This is a genomic window from Streptosporangium sp. DT93 (assembly GCF_049844535.1).
Taxonomy (GTDB): domain Bacteria; phylum Actinomycetota; class Actinomycetes; order Streptosporangiales; family Streptosporangiaceae; genus Streptosporangium.
Genome location: NZ_JBNCLF010000004.1, coordinates 226,493 through 241,097 on the forward strand (window position 1 = coordinate 226,493; position 14,605 = coordinate 241,097).

The following is a 14,605-nucleotide window of genomic DNA, read 5'->3' on the forward strand; positions in this document are numbered from 1 at the left end:
GGTGAGCGCGGTTTCGGGTGCGAAAAATCAGCCGACGGGTCTTGAATGCCTACGGGACCGGAAGGCTGCGAGGGCGCATGTCGGTCCAGGTGGCGTTGACGAAGTCCAGGCAGCCCTGACGGGCGTCCTCTCCGTGCACGACGTCCCAGCCTCCGGGGACCTCGACGGACACCGGCCACAGGGAGTGCTGCCCCTCGGCGTTGGCGAGCACGAGATACCGGCCGTTCTCATCCTCGAACGGGTTGCTCATGAAGACTCCGTAGTTTCGCGTGTGATGTTTCGTACGTTCCGGTTGGTCGAAACGCGTGCTCGTCGCCCGCACCCGGGAAAGCCGCCGACCGGACACCTTTACCTTGATCGACTTCATGGCCTATCCGATCCGGAGGGAATTAAGTAAATATCCTTCTCTGGACGCAAGTGAGGCTTATAAGCATCATCTTTGAGAGTCGGTCTTGTGCCTGACTTGCAGATGGCTTAACGGTGCGCGCCGACCGCGATTCCGCCCCGAATCAGAACGGTGAATCGGCAGGTCGAAAAGCCGGAGGGCCGGCGGCGACGAGAGGGACGCCCACCCGGACGACGATCGTGAGGACCGGACGGCGCGAGGTCCTATGCTGTCCGACCATGCGCCTCCTCCCACCCCGCGCGGCCTCCCGGCGGCCTCACCGGAGCCCGCCGGCCGCCCCCGCGCGACGGGCCGCGCCGGTGGCCGCGTGCCTGGCTCTCCTGGTGACCGGAATCCCCCTGCCCGCCGAGGCCGCACCGGTCGCGTCGGTCGCGTCGGTCGCACCGATCGCGTCGGTCGCGCCGCCCGGGAACGCGCTGCTGAGATCCGGCAGGCTGGCGGTCACCTCGTGCCAGGAACCGCCGATCGTCGACCGGGGCATCCCCCGGACGCGCGAGTACCTGACGGCGGCCCTGCGGTGCCTGAGGAAGTCGTGGTCGGCGCACTTCGCCCGCGCCGGGCTGCGCTTCCGCGAGCCTGCGGTCCGTCTGTACGAGGAGCCCGCGCGGCGCGTCTGCGGGCTGACGTGGCCTCCCAACGCGGCGGCCTTCTACTGCACCGAGCGGGCCACGCTGGTGTTCCCGCTCACCGGCGCCTGGATCGAGGACCGGACCGACCTGTACCCCCTGAAGGTCGCGGCCCACGAGTACGGCCACCACCTGCAGAGCCTGACGGGCGTCAGGACCGCCTACGAGGCCCGCGCCCGATCGGACCGCGCCCACCGGGCCGAGCTCGGCCGCCGCTACGAACTGCAGGCGGACTGCCTGTCCGGGGTGTTCATGGGCAGCGTGCGGCGATCCCTGCCGCGTACCGGACAGGACTGGGAGGCGCTGCGCGACGCCCTCCGGGCCAGCGGCGACGAGGGCGAGCGCCACACGCACGGCGTCGGCGCCAACCGGCTCCGCTGGTTCGAGCGCGGCCACCGCGCTGTCTCCCCCGCCGCCTGCGACACCTGGAGCGCCGCGCCGTCCCTGGTCTCCTGACCGGGACGAGCGGAACGAACTCACCGGCCGCGCCCGGCCGCCCGGACGACGGGGCGGGCGGCCGTGCGAGGAGCGTGAAGGGCAGGATCAGTCTCCGCGCCGGGTGAGGAGGTGCGCCTGCGGGAAGCCCCGCACCGGGTCCTCGCCGGGAGCGACGACCAGCCGGGCGACCTCGGTGAACCCGGCCCCGGACAGCAGGGCGGCCACCCGGTCGGGCGAGTACCGGTAGGCGAGGCACACCCTGTGGTCGAACGCCTCCGCCGTCTCGGCGGGGTGGTCGTACCCCTGGAAGGCGCACAGCAGCAGGCCCCCGGGGGCGAGCGCGCGGCCGAACTCGGCGAACGTGTCCGGGAGCAGCTCCGGCGGGGTGTGGATGATCGAGTAGTTGGCGAGGATCCCGGAGAGGGAGGCGTCCTCCACCTCCAGGGCCTCCATCCGTCCCACCTCGAACCGGAGCTCCGGATGGGCCGCGCGGGCGAGCGCGACCATCTCCGGCGACAGGTCGACGCCGAAGGCGGTGACGTCCAGCGAGCGCAGGTACGCGGTGACGTGACCGGGACCGCACCCCACGTCCGCCACCGGGCCGTCGCCCGCGGCCCGGACCATCCCGGCGAAGACGGAGATCATCGCGTGGTCGAGCGGGTTGTCGAAGAACCGCGCGGCGATGAGCTCGGCGTAGGGAACGGCGGCGTCGTCGTAGCCGGCGCGAGTGGCGGTGAGGAAGTCCGGTTCGGTCATGGGCGGCCATCGTAGGGGGCGCGGAGCGGGCAGGGTCACCGGTACGGCTGCCACCTGACCGTCCGGTCGCGGGCCTTGAAGCTGCGCATCCGGTGCTCCCACTGTGCCCGGACACCCGGGTTGAACCGCGCCGGGTTTCGTGGAGACTCTGGTGTGCCCCTGGTCTTATGGAGGCGGTGATGTACCCCGCATTTCGGTAGCCGCGCGGGGTGCCCAGGCCGTCGGCGATGCGCGCCAGCACCTCGTACGCCATCACCTGGCGGCCCTTGAGGATCGCGGACCCGGCGCCCTACGCGATGGGAGCCACGATGTTCGCCGAGTACGCTCCAGCCCCGGACACCGGCGTGTGCATCGGGGCCGGTGGCCGCTTCCGGACGACCGTCTGGTGCCTGCCCCCGGGCGACGCCGCCCGCCGGGCCCGCCGGCTGCTCCGCGACCTGCTGCCCGGGCCGCCCTTCGCCGCGCACGAGGTCGCCGACCTGGAGGTCGTGGTCACCGAGCTCGCCGCCAACGCCGCCGGCCACGCCCCCGGCCCGTACGAGCTGCGCGTCCTGTACGACCGCGATCGCGGTCTGCCGGTCAGGGTCGAGGTGGTCGACGCCGGTGGGGGCGCCGCTGATCGAGCGTCTCCTGCGCCTCCCGTTCTCCGCCCCGCGGGAGGTCGAGGGGCTGGAGCTCGGCGGGCGGGGCCTCCGGATCGTCGGCGAGTTCACCGCGGGCCGGTGCGGGGCGCGCTGGACCCGGCTGTGCGGCACCGGCCTGCTCGGGACCGGCGTCTGGTTCGACCTACCGGCGCACCACCCCTGAGACGCCCCGGTGCACCGCCCTCACCCCCGAGACACCCCCTCACCCCGGCGTATCGCCCCTCCCTCCCAGACCCCCGCACCGTCCCACCTCTGAGACGCCCCCGCTGCGCCCCCTCCCCCAGCACACCGCCTCTCGTCCTTGAGACCCCCTCTCCCCCCGGCGTGCCGTCCCGTGGTATCAATTGAATGACCGGATAAGAGCATCCGGTCAAACATCTGAGAACGGCGGGGATCGTGAGCCCGGAGAACAGAAGAGCAGGGCGCCCCCCGCAGGACGCCTCGCACCGCCTCGCGCGGGCGCACCGCATCCTGGACGCCACCGCCGACCTCGTCCTGCGCTGGGGGTACGACAAGACCACCGTCGAGGACATCGCCCGGCGGGCCGGCGTCGCCAAGGGCACGATCTACCTGCACTGGAGGACGCGCGAGGAGCTGTTCGCCGCGCTGCTGCGCCGCGAGCGGGTCGAGATGATCACCGAGGTGCGGCGGCGGATCACGGACGGCCCCGGCACGCTGCGCGACCTGCTCGCGCTGCTCGCCACCGAGCTGCTGGGCAGGCCGATGACGCGGGCGAGCCTCCTGGGCGACTCGGAGGTGCTCGGCGCGCTCACCCGTCGCAAACGGGAGAGCACGGCCGCCGCCGAGCTGGGCGGCGACTTCCAGACCTACCTCGGCACGCTGCGCGAGCACGGCGCGCTGCGCGACGACCTCTCCCCCTCCGAGCAGGTCACCACGCTCGTCTCCGTGCTGTACGGATTCCTGATCGTCGCGCAGATGATGCCCGCCGAGTACCGGCCGCCCGACGAGCGGCTGGCCGAGCTGCTCGCCGACGCCGGCGGCCGGGCGCTGGAACCCACCGGCCCGGTCCCGGCCGCCGCCGCCCGCGCGGCGGCGCGGGCCACCCTGGACTACGTCGACGCCGCCGTGGAGGCCGCGCAGCGGAAACTGCGCGTCTCCCTCGGAACCGAGGAGAGCACGCTGTGAGGATCCTCCCCCTGGACGACGAGACGGCCGACCTCGCCCTGACGGGCGGCAAGGGCGCGTCGCTGGCGCGGATGGCCCGCGCGGGCCTGCCGGTTCCCGGCGGGTTCCACGTCACCACCGAGGCCTACCGCGACTTCGTCGCGCGCGACGGCCTGAACGAGCAGATCATGGAGGCCGTCTCCGGCGCGTCCCCCCAGGAGGCGTCGCGGCGGATCGCGGAGCTGTTCGCCGCGCGGGAGATGCCCGCCGGGCTCGTCGCCGGGATCCGCGCGGCCCACGCCGCGCTCGGCGACGACGTGCCGGTCGCCGTACGGTCGTCGGCCACCGCCGAGGACCTGCCCGACATGTCGTTCGCCGGGCAGCAGGACTCCTACCTCAACATCCGCGGCGACGCCCTGCCGGACGCGGTCAGGCGCTGCTGGGCCTCGCTCTGGACCGCCCGCGCCATCGCCTACCGGGTCTCGAACGGCGTCCCGCACGACGACGTCGCCCTGGCCGTGGTCGTCCAGGAGCTCGTGGACGCCGACGCGTCGGGAATCCTGTTCACCGCGGACCCGATGACGGGAGCCCGCGACCGGGTGGTGATCAACGCCTCCTGGGGGCTGGGCGAGGCCGTCGTGGGCGGGCAGGTCACGCCCGACGCGGTCGTCGCGGCCCTGCCCGGGGGCGAGGTCGTCGAGGAGCGGATCGGCGACAAGACCGTCATGACGGTCCGCACGCCCGGCGGCACCCGCGAGGAGCCGGTCCCCGGGGAGCTGCGCCGCCGCCCCGTGCTCGACCGGCCCCAGATCGCGCGCCTGACGGAGATCGCCGCGCGGATCGAGGAGCTCTACGGGACGGCCATGGACGTGGAGTGGGCCAGGCGAGAGGGAGCGTTCCTCGTCCTGCAGGCCCGCCCGATCACCCGGCTCGGCCGGCAGGTCGAGGAGTGGAACGACAGCCTGACCGGCGACTACCTGTGGACCTCCGCCAACCTCGGCGAGGCCATTCCCGACGTGATGACGCCGTGCACGTGGTCGCTGGTGCAGATCTTCATCGGGGAGGCCATGTCCTCGTCCCGGCTGCCGGGCTTCGCGGTGGTGGGCAACATCGGCGGCCGGTTCTACATGAACCTGAGCGTCGCGTTCTCGGTGGCCCGCGCGGTGGGCATGGGCCGCAGGCTCGGCGCGATCGAGCAGGTCTTCGGCAGGCTGCCGTCCGGCCTGGAGGTGCCGTCGCTGCCCGTCCCGCGCCTGCGGATCATCCGGGCCGTGCTGCCGCTCGCCGTCACGATACGCCGGCGGGTCGCGGCCGGCACCCGCGCTCTCTCGGGGTTCCTGGCCACGGCGCGGGGGCGCTGCGAGACGCTGCGCGAGCGGGCGTCCACCGCCGCGACCACCGGTGAGCTGGCCGCGCTCTGGGAGGCGGAGCTGCTGCCGTACTTCGTCGAGGCCTGCCGGATGCTGGAGACCGCCGGGCGGCAGGGCGGCACCGCGCTGGTCATGACCCGGCAGAGGCTGTACCGGCTGGCCGGGGAACGGGACGCCGAGGCCATGCTCACCGGGTCGGGCGACGACGGGGAGCTGGCCAGCCTCGGCACGATCGTCGGCCTGGAACGGCTCGCCGCCCGGGAGATCGACCGGGACACCTTCGCCCGCCTGTACGGGCACCGTGGCGCGCACGAGTTCGAGGTCTCCCTCCCCCGGCCCGGGGAGGACCCGGACTGGATCGACGCGCAGCTCGCGGCCCTCTCCGCCGACGGCGGGCGTACCGCCGTGCTGTTCGAACGCCGGCGCGAGGCGCGCGACGCCGCCTGGAGGCGCTTCGCGGAGCGCCATCCCCGCAAGGTCGCCGGGACCCGCGAGCGCCTGGCGCGGTGGAACGCGATCGTCCGCGACCGGGAGACGTCCCGCTCGGAGGTGATCCGCGCCTTCTGGGCGCTGCGCGCCTTCGTGCTGCGCGCCGGCGAGCTCACCGGCCACGGCGAGGACCTGTTCCTCCTGTCGATCCAGGAGATCCTCGCCGTGCTGCGCGGCGACGACGCCCCCCTGGCGAGGGTCGGCGTGCGCCGGGCGACCTACGAGCGGTACGCGGCGCTGCCCGCCTACCCCACGGTCATCGTCGGCCGGTTCGACCCGGTCCGCTGGGCCGCCGACCCCGACCGGCGTCGCGACCTGTTCGACGCCCGGGGGACCCTCACCCCGGTGAGCGATACGGTGACCGGCTTCCCCGGCTCCCCCGGCGTCGTCGAGGGCGTGGCCCGCCTCCTCGACGGGCCCGAGGACGGCCACCGGCTCGCGCCCGGCGAGATCCTGGTGACGACGCTGACGAACATCGGCTGGACGCCGATGTTCCCCCGCGCCGCCGCCGTGGTGACCGACATGGGCGCCCCGCTGTCGCACGCCTCGATCGTCGCCCGCGAGCTGGGCATCCCGGCGGTGGTCGGCACCGGGAACGCGACCGCGCGCCTGCGCGACGGCGACCGGATCAGGGTCGACGGCGAACGCGGCACGGTCGAGGTGCTGGCGCCCCGGTGACACTTCGCCGGACCGGCCCGCCGGACACCGCCGACCGCGTCGTCCAGGAGACCGGGGGCGTCACCGACGACCCGGCCTCTCTCGACGAGAGCCCCGCCGCCGTGCCGACGGCCCGGTCGCCGCGTTCAGGCCGAGGTCTCCCGCGGCGAGTCCTGCGGTCGCACCGGTGACCCTTGGCGGTACATCTGCGGGGGCTTGTTGCCCGCGTACTGCCCGCCGTCGATGGGCAGGACCGCGCCGTTGACGAAGGAGGCGTTGCCGGAGCAGAGCCATACGACGGCGTCGGCGACCTCCTCGGCCTGGCCGACGCGGCGCATCGGGGTGGCCATGCCGGCCATCCGCTGGACCTCCTCGCCGGCCGCCCGCAGGTGGTGGGTGAGGATCGGCCCGGGGGCGACGACGTTGACCCGGAGGCCCTGGTCGGCGTAGTCGAGGGCCGCGACCTTCGTCAGGCCGATGATCCCCGCCTTGCCGGCCACGTACGCCGCGAGATTGGCGACGCCCTGGAGTCCGGCGACGGAGGCCATGTTGACGATCGCGCCGCCGCCCGAGGCGAGGATCGCCGGGATCTGGTACTTCATGCCGAGGAAGGTGCCGCGGACGTTGACGCGGATGCCCCGGTCGAAGTCGTCGGGATCGATGTCGGCCAGCGGCGCGGGCAGCGGCCCGTCGGTGGCGTTGTTGAAGGCCGCGTCCAGACGGCCGAACTCCTCCAGCGCGCGCCGGACCAGCCGCTCGGACGAGGCGGCGTCGCCCACGTCGGTGGGCACCGCCACCGCCCGGCCCCCCTCGGCGCGGATGGACGCGGCCACGGACTCCGTCGCCTCCCGGTCGCGGGCTCCCAGCACGACGGCGGCACCCGCGCGGGCGAAGGCGGTCGCGGTGACGGCGCCGATGCCGCGACTGGCACCGGCGACGAGCGCGACCCTGTCCCGCAACGGGCGGTCGCCGGTCGTGGGGGCGGGGGTGGTCATGGCGTGCTTCCCATGCGGGGGGTCATCGGTTTCTCCCTTTCGATCGAGCTGTCGGGCCGAGGTGGACCGTCGGTTCCGGCCGCCTCCCGACTGAAAATTAGATCTCTAATCATTAGATGTCAAACAGTTAGACGATGCCGTTATCCTGAGGGCATGCCGCCTCCCTTCACGCCGCCGATCGGCCTCCGCCTGACGGGGGTCTCCAAGACCGTCGGCCGCGCCTTCGACGAGGCACTGGCCGAGGCGGGCGGATCTCTGCCGACGTGGCTGATCCTCATCTCCCTCAAGACCCGCCGGCTGGGCAACCAGCGCGAGCTCGCCGAGGCGGTCGGCATCCAGGGCGCCACGCTGACCCATCACCTCAACGCGATGGAGAGCGCGGGCCTGCTCACCCGGAGGCGCGACCCGGCCAACCGGCGCGCCCACGTGGTGGAGTTCACCGACGAGGGAGAGGCGCTGTTCCACCGGCTGCGGGAGGCGGCCGTCTCCTTCGACCGGCGGCTCCGCGCGGATCTGGACGGGGACGACACCGCCGCCTTCGAGCGGGTGCTCGCCACGATGGAACGCAACGTGGGACAGGGAACGGGCCCCGCAGCCGTACGCGAAACGGGGCACGGGGCCGGGCACGGAACCGGGCAGGAAGCCCGGCACGAGGCCGGGAACGGAACCGGGCACGAGGCCGGGAACGGAACCGGGCACGGACGCCCTTCCGCGCGGTCCGAATAATCGGAGGCGCGGGAGCACCCGCGTTTGTTACCGTGGGGCATCCCGCCGGACGAGGTCCGGTGACGAGCATGGAGGAAGCCATGGCAGCCCGGGATTCGATACCGGGCCACCACGTCGCACCGGCCGCCGCGGCCCGGTGACGATCGTGGCCGACGCCTGAACGGCGGTCGGCCCCCCTGTGGTGCCCGGTGATGTCGCGATCGTTTCGACGCACACACCGTAGGAGCCTTACGTTGTCACACGACAGCTCGTCCGCGTGGTACGCGGACTTCTTCACCGAACTTCCCAACGAGTTCTGGCGGCGCGCCGTGCCGCCGGAGGCCACCGAGGCCGAGGCCGACTTCATCGAACGCCACCTCGGCCTGAGGCCCGCCTCCCGCGTCCTGGACTCCCCCTGCGGCAGCGGGCGGCACACCCTGGCGCTCGCCGCGCGCGGCCATCACCTGACCGGCGTGGACATCTCGGCCGAGGCCATCGGGTACGCCCGGCGGGCCGCGGCCGAGGCCGGGCTCGACGTCCGGCTCGACGTCGCCGACATGCGGGACGTCCCGCGTGACGGCTCGTTCGACGCCGCCGTCTGCATGGGCAACAGCTTCGGCTACCTGGACCTGGCGGGCACCCGCGCGTTCGTCGCCGCGCTGGCCGCGGCGGTACGGCCGGGCGGCGGCCTGGTGGTGGACTTCAGCGCCACCGCCGAGTCCGTCCTGCCGGGGTACCGGAGCGAGCCACGCAGCATGGAGACGGGCGACATCGTCATGACGGGCACGACCCGTTACGACGCGACCCGCAGCATCGTGCTCAGCGAATACCGCTTCAGCCGGGGCACGGAGGTGTTCGAGGCCACCGCGCTGCACCACGTGTACACCAGCGCACACCTGGGCCACCTGCTCACCGAGGGCGGGTTCACCGATGTGGCGCGGTTCGGCGGGCCGGACGACACGCCCTTCGAGATCGGTTCCGGCCGGTTGATGCTGGTCGCGCGCCGGGCCGAAGAACCCGGAGCGGCCGGAGCGGCCGCGTCGTGAACACCGGCCGCGGCGGTCGGTACCCGGACTTCCCGGGCTCCCGTCCGCCGCGGCCGGATCACCGCGAACACGACGACCTCGGACGGCGTAACCGGATCACCGCGAACGCGACGGCACAAGGGCGGCACGGGCGGCACGGGCGGCACGGGCGGATCACGGTGAACACGACGGCCTCGGACGGCGTAACCGGATCATCACGAGCACGACGGCGCGCGGGCGACGTAGCCGGATCGCCGCGGACGCGGGGCACGCGGACGGCGCGGGTGAGAGGCAGGAGGTTCGGGGAAGGCCCTACCTCATGAGAGTCACACTGGTCCGCGGGGACATCACCGAGCAGGACGCCGACGCCGTCGTCAACGCCGCCAACTCCTCCCTCCTGGGCGGCGGCGGGGTCGACGGGGCCATCCACCGGCGCGGCGGCCCGGCGATCCTGAAGGAGTGCCGCGAGCTGCGCGCCTCCCACTACGGCGGCGGGCTGCCGACCGGGCAGGCCGTGGCCACCACCGCGGGCGACCTGCCGGCCCGCTGGGTCATCCACACCGTCGGGCCGGTGTACTCCCCGGGTGAGGACCGGTCGGACCTGCTCGCCTCCTGCTACCGCGAGTCCCTGCGCGTCGCCGACGAGCTCGGCGCCGCCGTCGTCGCCTTTCCCGCCGTGTCCGCCGGGATCTACGGCTGGCCCGTCGGCGACGCCGCCCGCATCGCGGTCGGGACCGTACGCGCCACCGAGACGAAGGTGACCGACGTCCGGTTCGTCCTGTTCAACGAGGAGGCGTACACCGCCTTCGAACGGGCCCTCGGTGCCGAGGGGACCGGATAGTCCGGACCTTTCCCGGGCTCTCCGGATTCCCGGCCTGCCCGGATCCGCCCGAGCCGCTCCGCGTCCGGGATCACGTCCGGGATCACGTCCGGGATCACGTCCGGGATCGCCCGATGGGCGCGATCCCGGCCGGGCTCGCCGTCGACCGCTGATCGTCCAAGGCTCCGACCAGGTGTTCACCGCTCGAACGGAGCCGCCGCTCGGTGATCTCCGGGGCTTGATACGTTATGGCCGCTGCCCGGAGCCTGTCTCCTCGTGAACGCGTGAACCACCGACCGATTGGAGCGTCCGATGTCCGGAACCGTGGTTGTGACCGGTGCGAGCAGCGGGATCGGTGCGGCGACGGCCAGGCGGCTGGCGAAGGACGGGTACGACGTGGTGCTGGCGGCCCGCCGCATGGACCGGCTGCGGAAGCTCGCCGAGGAGATCGGCGGGCGCGCGATCCACCTCGACGTCACCGACCGGGAGTCCGTCGCCGCGCTCGTCTCGCAGCTCGACAGGTGCGACGTGCTGGTCAACAACGCCGGCGGGGCGATCGGCACCGAGTCCGTCGCCACCGGCGACCCCGCCGACTGGACCCGCAACTTCGAGATCAACGTGCTCGGCACGCTCCACGTCACCCAGGCGCTGCTGCCCCTCCTGCGCGCCGCCGGCACCGCCACGATCGTCACCCTCACCTCGACCGCGGCCCACGTGAACTACGAGGGCGGCGGCGCCTACAGCGCGGCCAAGCACGCCGAGTGGGCCATGGTCCAGACGCTGCGGCTGGAGCTGGCCGGAGAGCCGATCCGGGTGGTGGAGATCGCCCCGGGCATGGTGCACACCGAGGAGTTCGCCCTCAACCGTTTCCGGGGCGACGCGGGCAAGGCCGCCGCGATCTACACCGGCGTGGACCGGCCGCTCGTCGCCGACGACGTCGCCGAGTGCGTCGCCTGGACGGTCGGCCTGCCGCCCCACGTCAACATCGACCAGCTGATCGTACGACCGCTCGCCCAGGCGGCCCAGCACAAGGTGCACCGCGGCCCGCTCTTCCCCTCCGCCGAGGGCGATTCCTGACCCGTACGGCCGGACGGCCGGTCAGGGGCGGCGGGCCCGGTCGTCGGCGACGAAGCCGGTCGTCGGCGACGGAACCGATCAACGAGGCCGTACCGGTCGCCGACGCCGGAGCCGTCACCGGTACCCGAGCCTTCACCGGAAGCCGTCCCTGGCGGCGAGAGCGTCAGCGGTAGCGGAAGCCGTCGAGGAACCGGCGGAAGACCCCGCCCACCCGGGGCAGCGGCTCGGCCGGGGGCGGCGCCGTCGCACGCTGGCGGGCGATGGGCCGGTCGTAGTCGGTCCGCGCGATGGCGTCGACGACCTGCTCCTCGTCGTAGTCCTCGGACCCCTCGATCACCGGCACGAAGCCGACCAGCATACCGTTCCGCATCACCTGCGCCTCAAGGCCGGCCGTGCCGTCGGTGTCCCAGTCGGCCTCCCGGCCGCCCGGCAGCAGCACCCGGACGCCCATGTGAAGACCGCCCCTGGCCAGCTGGGCGTTGATGCCACGATCACGTAACGCGTCGACGACCCGCCGGGCCCGGTTCTCTTCCACCTTTCCCAAGGTAGCCGGGCGAGGCCGTTACCGAGCGGGTGCGGGAGCCGCCCTCGGGCCGGAGGGCGCCCCGGGGGCCGGTCGCGGCCACCGCCCCCCTCACGCCGGGCCCAGACATGAAGATCACCACATTGAGCAGCGAGAATTACTGACACTCCACCGATAACCAGACATGACACACCGGAGGACCGGCTACGAAGGACGGCAGCGGCATGGCTCCGTACGCGCCGGGAAGAAGAGGAGCGACACGACGACGCGCGTACGCGGCCCGCGCGGTTCGTGTGTCTCGTGCGGGAATGCCGGTACGGCTCGTACGGGACGCCGACAGGGCGACACTCGTACCGGAATCACCGGCAGTGAACGCCGGGAAGCGGAAGCCGAGCGGCGGGGGACGGGGGCCGAGCTGCGATGATGCTGGTGGGGACGTCCGGCTGGCAGTACGCCGACTGGCGCGGGGGGCTCTACCCGCCCGGCCTGCCCCAGCGGCTCTGGCTGGAGCGGTACGCCGAGAACTTCGGCACCGTCGAGAACAACAACAGCTTCTATCGCCTCCCGGCCCGCGAGACCTTCGAGGACTGGCGGGAGCGTACCCCGCCGGGGTTCGTCATGGCGGTCAAGGCGAGCCGCTTCCTCACCCACATCAAGCGGCTGAAGGATCCGCGGGAGCCGGTCGAGCGCCTGATGGCGGCGGCCGACGGCCTCGGGGACGGGCTGGGGCCGATCCTTCTGCAGCTCCCGCCGACGTTGCGCGCCGACACCGGGCTGCTCGACGCGTGCCTGGGCTGCTTCCCGAGCCATGTGCGGATCGCCGTCGAGCCGCGGCACGAGTCCTGGTGGAGCGAGCCGGTCCGCGAGACGCTCTCGGCGCACGGCGCGGCCCTGTGCTGGGCCGACCGGCTCGGCCGCCCGCAGACGCCGCCGTGGCGGACCGCCGACTGGGCCTACCTGCGCTTCCACGAGGGCCGGGCCAACCCCTGGCCCTCGTACGGCGACGACGCCCTCCGCTCCTGGCTGCGCCGCCTGGGCGAGACGTGGGACGAGCGGTGCGACGTGTACGCGTACTTCAACAACGACCCCGGTGGCGCGGCGGTGCGCAACGCCGTCCGGTTCGCCGGGCTCGCGACCGCCGAGGGCTGGCCGACCGTCCCGGCGTGACCGGCCCCGCACGACCGGACCCGCACGACCTGACCCACGTGAGCGGCTCCGTGTTGCGGCTCCGTGTTGCGGTCCCGCACGACGCCCCGTACGAGCGGCCCCGCACGACCGGCCCGTGTTGACGGCCCCGCATGATCCGATCCTCTTGAACATCTTCCGGAATCCAGCGAATGTAGGCGGGACAATCCCATAGCGCCTGTTTCCCGGCGGTCGTACGGAGGAGGCACCCCTCCCCGCACGGCCACGTGATCCCCGGCCTCCTCCCCCCACCCCCCAGGAGAAATGACCGTGCGAACCCGGGCACTTCCCGCCCTCGTGCTCTCGCTGCTCACCGCGGGCTCCCTCGCCCTGCCCGTCCCGGCGGCCGCGCTCTCCCTCACGGCCCCGTCCCCGGTGCCCGCCGTCTCCGCGGTCCCGTCGGTGGCCGAGGACACCCTGAAGGACAGGCTCCAGGCCATCCCCGGCCTGACCGTGGTCTCCGAGACCCAGCCGAGCGGCCACCGTTTCTTCGTGCTCACCTTCACCCAGCCGGTGGACCACCTGCGCCCGAGCCGGGGTTCGTACCAGCAGCGGCTCACCCTGCTGCACCGCGCCGAGGACGCGCCGACGGTCCTCTACACCGGCGGATACGGCCTGGCCGCGAACCCGGGGCCCTCCAGGACCGAGCCGACGCGGCTGCTCGAAGGCAACCAGGTCTCGGTCGAGCACCGCTTCTTCGAGCCGTCCCGGCCGGACCCCGCGGACTGGCGCAAGCTCGACATCTGGCAGGAGGCCAGTGACGAGCATCGCATCGTCCAGGCGCTCAAGACGATCTACTCCGGCAAGTGGATCCAGACGGGTGCGAGCAAGGGCGGCATGACCTCGGTCTACCACCGGCGTTTCTACCCCGGCGACGTGGACGGCGTGGTGGCCTACGTCGCGCCGAACGACAGGATCAACCCCCTCGACGGCGCGTACGACCGGTTCTTCCGGACCGTCGGTGACGCGGCCTGCCGCAGCGCGCTGGAGAACGTGCAGAAGGAGGCGCTCAAGCGCCGCGACCGGCTGGTGCCCCGCCTGGAGGCGGAGGCCGCGCAGAACGGCTGGACCTTCACCCGGACGCTGGGCACGGCCGACCGCTCGTTCGAGATGACGGTGCTCGACACGGTCTGGGCGTTCTGGCAGTACCTCGGCACCGGCGACTGCCCGGAGGTGCCGCCGACCACGGCCACCGACGAGGAGATCTACGACTGGATCGACTCCGTCGCGACCTTCTCGTTCTACACCGACCAGGACCTGGAGCGTTACTTCCCGTACTACTACCAGGCGGCCAACCAGCTCGGCTGGCCCGAGCTGAAGTTCGAGCACCTGCGCGGCCTGACCCGCTACCGCGGCCTGTACCAGGCCAACTCGTCGCTCCCCGCCGAGCTGCGCTCCGCGCACAACCCGTTGCCGATGCTGGACGTGGACCTCTGGGTGCGCACGCGCTCCAGCACGATGATGTTCGTCTACGGCGAGAACGACCCGTGGGGCGCGGAGCGGTTCGCCCCCAGCCGGAACGACTCCTACCTGTACGTCGCGCCGGGCGCCAACCACGGGGCGAACATCGCCGCGCTGCCCGAGGCCGACCGCCTGGCGGCGACGGCGACCCTGCGACGCTGGGCCGGGGTGGCCGTTCCCCCGCCGGCCGCGCGGACCGCCCCCCTCCCCGACGACGACATGCTCCCTCGCCGCCGTCCGCTCTGATTCCCACCGCGTCCCGGGTGGCCCGAACCGATTCCGGGCCACCCGGGACGCATGTTC

Annotated in this window: 14 protein-coding genes; 10 read left to right on the top strand and 4 right to left on the bottom strand. The window is 73.1% G+C overall.

Features of this window, described 5'->3' with window-relative positions:
- Window positions 1-49: 49 nt before the first annotated feature.
- A complete protein-coding gene (locus ACLQ2R_RS11380) occupies window positions 50-250 on the bottom strand; it encodes an MbtH family protein (RefSeq protein ID WP_425959370.1) in 201 nt (66 codons plus the stop codon).
- Window positions 251-729: 479 nt separating this feature from the next.
- Between ACLQ2R_RS11380 and ACLQ2R_RS11385 the strand changes: the two genes are divergently transcribed.
- The gene (locus ACLQ2R_RS11385) at window positions 730-1,488 is read left to right on the top strand and encodes a neutral zinc metallopeptidase (protein ID WP_425959371.1); all 759 of its coding nucleotides are present in this window, start codon (window positions 730-732) and stop codon (window positions 1,486-1,488) included.
- An 87-nt stretch (window positions 1,489-1,575) separates the two neighbouring features.
- Here ACLQ2R_RS11385 and ACLQ2R_RS11390 read toward each other — a convergent pair whose 3' ends face one another.
- On the bottom strand, window positions 1,576-2,226 hold the full coding sequence (locus ACLQ2R_RS11390; RefSeq protein ID WP_425959372.1) for a class I SAM-dependent DNA methyltransferase: 651 nt from the start codon (window positions 2,224-2,226) through the stop codon (window positions 1,576-1,578).
- A gap of 308 nt (window positions 2,227-2,534) precedes the next feature.
- On the opposite strand from ACLQ2R_RS11390, the gene ACLQ2R_RS11395 reads away from it, so the two are divergent.
- The 3 genes from ACLQ2R_RS11395 to ACLQ2R_RS11405 are packed head-to-tail and all read left to right on the top strand — an operon-like array spanning window position 2,535 to window position 6,532.
- On the top strand, window positions 2,535-3,218 hold the full coding sequence (locus tag ACLQ2R_RS11395; RefSeq protein ID WP_425959674.1) for an ATP-binding protein: 684 nt from the start codon (window positions 2,535-2,537) through the stop codon (window positions 3,216-3,218).
- 48 nt (window positions 3,219-3,266) lie between these two features.
- Window positions 3,267-4,016 (top strand): TetR/AcrR family transcriptional regulator, encoded by a 750-nt coding sequence (locus ACLQ2R_RS11400; RefSeq protein WP_425959373.1) that lies wholly within the window; start codon window positions 3,267-3,269, stop codon window positions 4,014-4,016.
- The gene (locus ACLQ2R_RS11405) at window positions 4,013-6,532 is read left to right on the top strand and encodes a PEP/pyruvate-binding domain-containing protein (protein ID WP_425959375.1); all 2,520 of its coding nucleotides are present in this window, start codon (window positions 4,013-4,015) and stop codon (window positions 6,530-6,532) included. The genes ACLQ2R_RS11400 and ACLQ2R_RS11405 overlap by 4 nt, the downstream gene beginning before the upstream one ends.
- Before the next feature lie 125 nt (window positions 6,533-6,657).
- Here ACLQ2R_RS11405 and ACLQ2R_RS11410 read toward each other — a convergent pair whose 3' ends face one another.
- The gene (locus ACLQ2R_RS11410) at window positions 6,658-7,506 is read right to left on the bottom strand and encodes an SDR family NAD(P)-dependent oxidoreductase (protein WP_425959376.1); all 849 of its coding nucleotides are present in this window, start codon (window positions 7,504-7,506) and stop codon (window positions 6,658-6,660) included.
- Between the two features lie 153 nt (window positions 7,507-7,659).
- Between ACLQ2R_RS11410 and ACLQ2R_RS11415 the strand changes: the two genes are divergently transcribed.
- From ACLQ2R_RS11415 to ACLQ2R_RS11430, 4 genes are all read left to right on the top strand, one after another.
- Complete coding sequence (locus tag ACLQ2R_RS11415; RefSeq protein ID WP_425959377.1) at window positions 7,660-8,232, top strand: MarR family winged helix-turn-helix transcriptional regulator; 573 nt, start codon at window positions 7,660-7,662, stop codon at window positions 8,230-8,232.
- A 233-nt stretch (window positions 8,233-8,465) separates the two neighbouring features.
- On the top strand, window positions 8,466-9,257 hold the full coding sequence (locus ACLQ2R_RS11420) for an SAM-dependent methyltransferase (RefSeq protein WP_425959378.1): 792 nt from the start codon (window positions 8,466-8,468) through the stop codon (window positions 9,255-9,257).
- 298 nt (window positions 9,258-9,555) lie between these two features.
- Window positions 9,556-10,077, top strand: coding sequence for an O-acetyl-ADP-ribose deacetylase (locus ACLQ2R_RS11425; RefSeq protein WP_425959379.1), 522 nt, complete (start codon window positions 9,556-9,558; stop codon window positions 10,075-10,077).
- A 291-nt stretch (window positions 10,078-10,368) separates the two neighbouring features.
- Window positions 10,369-11,133 carry an SDR family oxidoreductase gene (locus ACLQ2R_RS11430; RefSeq protein WP_425959380.1) on the top strand — a complete coding sequence of 255 codons (765 nt, stop codon included), beginning with the start codon at window positions 10,369-10,371 and terminating at the stop codon, window positions 11,131-11,133.
- A gap of 163 nt (window positions 11,134-11,296) precedes the next feature.
- Here the strand turns inward: ACLQ2R_RS11430 and ACLQ2R_RS11435 are convergent, their stop codons facing one another.
- Window positions 11,297-11,668 carry a hypothetical protein gene (locus ACLQ2R_RS11435; protein ID WP_425959381.1) on the bottom strand — a complete coding sequence of 124 codons (372 nt, stop codon included), beginning with the start codon at window positions 11,666-11,668 and terminating at the stop codon, window positions 11,297-11,299.
- Window positions 11,669-12,076: 408 nt separating this feature from the next.
- Here ACLQ2R_RS11435 and ACLQ2R_RS11440 point away from each other — a divergent pair, with 408 nt between their 5' ends.
- Together ACLQ2R_RS11440 and ACLQ2R_RS11445 are read left to right on the top strand one after the other, a co-directional pair.
- Window positions 12,077-12,823: a DUF72 domain-containing protein gene (locus tag ACLQ2R_RS11440; protein WP_425959382.1), complete on the top strand. Its 747-nt coding sequence runs from the start codon at window positions 12,077-12,079 to the stop codon at window positions 12,821-12,823.
- 282 nt (window positions 12,824-13,105) lie between these two features.
- Complete coding sequence (locus ACLQ2R_RS11445) at window positions 13,106-14,548, top strand: S28 family serine protease (RefSeq protein ID WP_425959383.1); 1,443 nt, start codon at window positions 13,106-13,108, stop codon at window positions 14,546-14,548.
- Window positions 14,549-14,605 lie beyond the last annotated feature (57 nt).

Bases quoted from the DNA above. Each gene is read 5' to 3' on its own strand.
- ACLQ2R_RS11390 (WP_425959372.1), bottom strand. From the start codon at position 2,226: ATGACCGAACCGGACTTCCTCACCGCCACTCGCGCCGGCTACGACGAC.
- ACLQ2R_RS11440 (WP_425959382.1), top strand. From the start codon at position 12,077: ATGATGCTGGTGGGGACGTCCGGCTGGCAGTACGCCGACTGGCGCGGG.
- ACLQ2R_RS11380 (WP_425959370.1), bottom strand. From the start codon at position 250: ATGAGCAACCCGTTCGAGGATGAGAACGGCCGGTATCTCGTGCTCGCC.
- ACLQ2R_RS11425 (WP_425959379.1), top strand. From the start codon at position 9,556: ATGAGAGTCACACTGGTCCGCGGGGACATCACCGAGCAGGACGCCGAC.
- ACLQ2R_RS11430 (WP_425959380.1), top strand. From the start codon at position 10,369: ATGTCCGGAACCGTGGTTGTGACCGGTGCGAGCAGCGGGATCGGTGCG.
- ACLQ2R_RS11410 (WP_425959376.1), bottom strand. From the start codon at position 7,506: ATGACCACCCCCGCCCCCACGACCGGCGACCGCCCGTTGCGGGACAGG.
- ACLQ2R_RS11445 (WP_425959383.1), top strand. From the start codon at position 13,106: ATGACCGTGCGAACCCGGGCACTTCCCGCCCTCGTGCTCTCGCTGCTC.
- ACLQ2R_RS11395 (WP_425959674.1), top strand. From the start codon at position 2,535: ATGTTCGCCGAGTACGCTCCAGCCCCGGACACCGGCGTGTGCATCGGG.
- ACLQ2R_RS11415 (WP_425959377.1), top strand. From the start codon at position 7,660: ATGCCGCCTCCCTTCACGCCGCCGATCGGCCTCCGCCTGACGGGGGTC.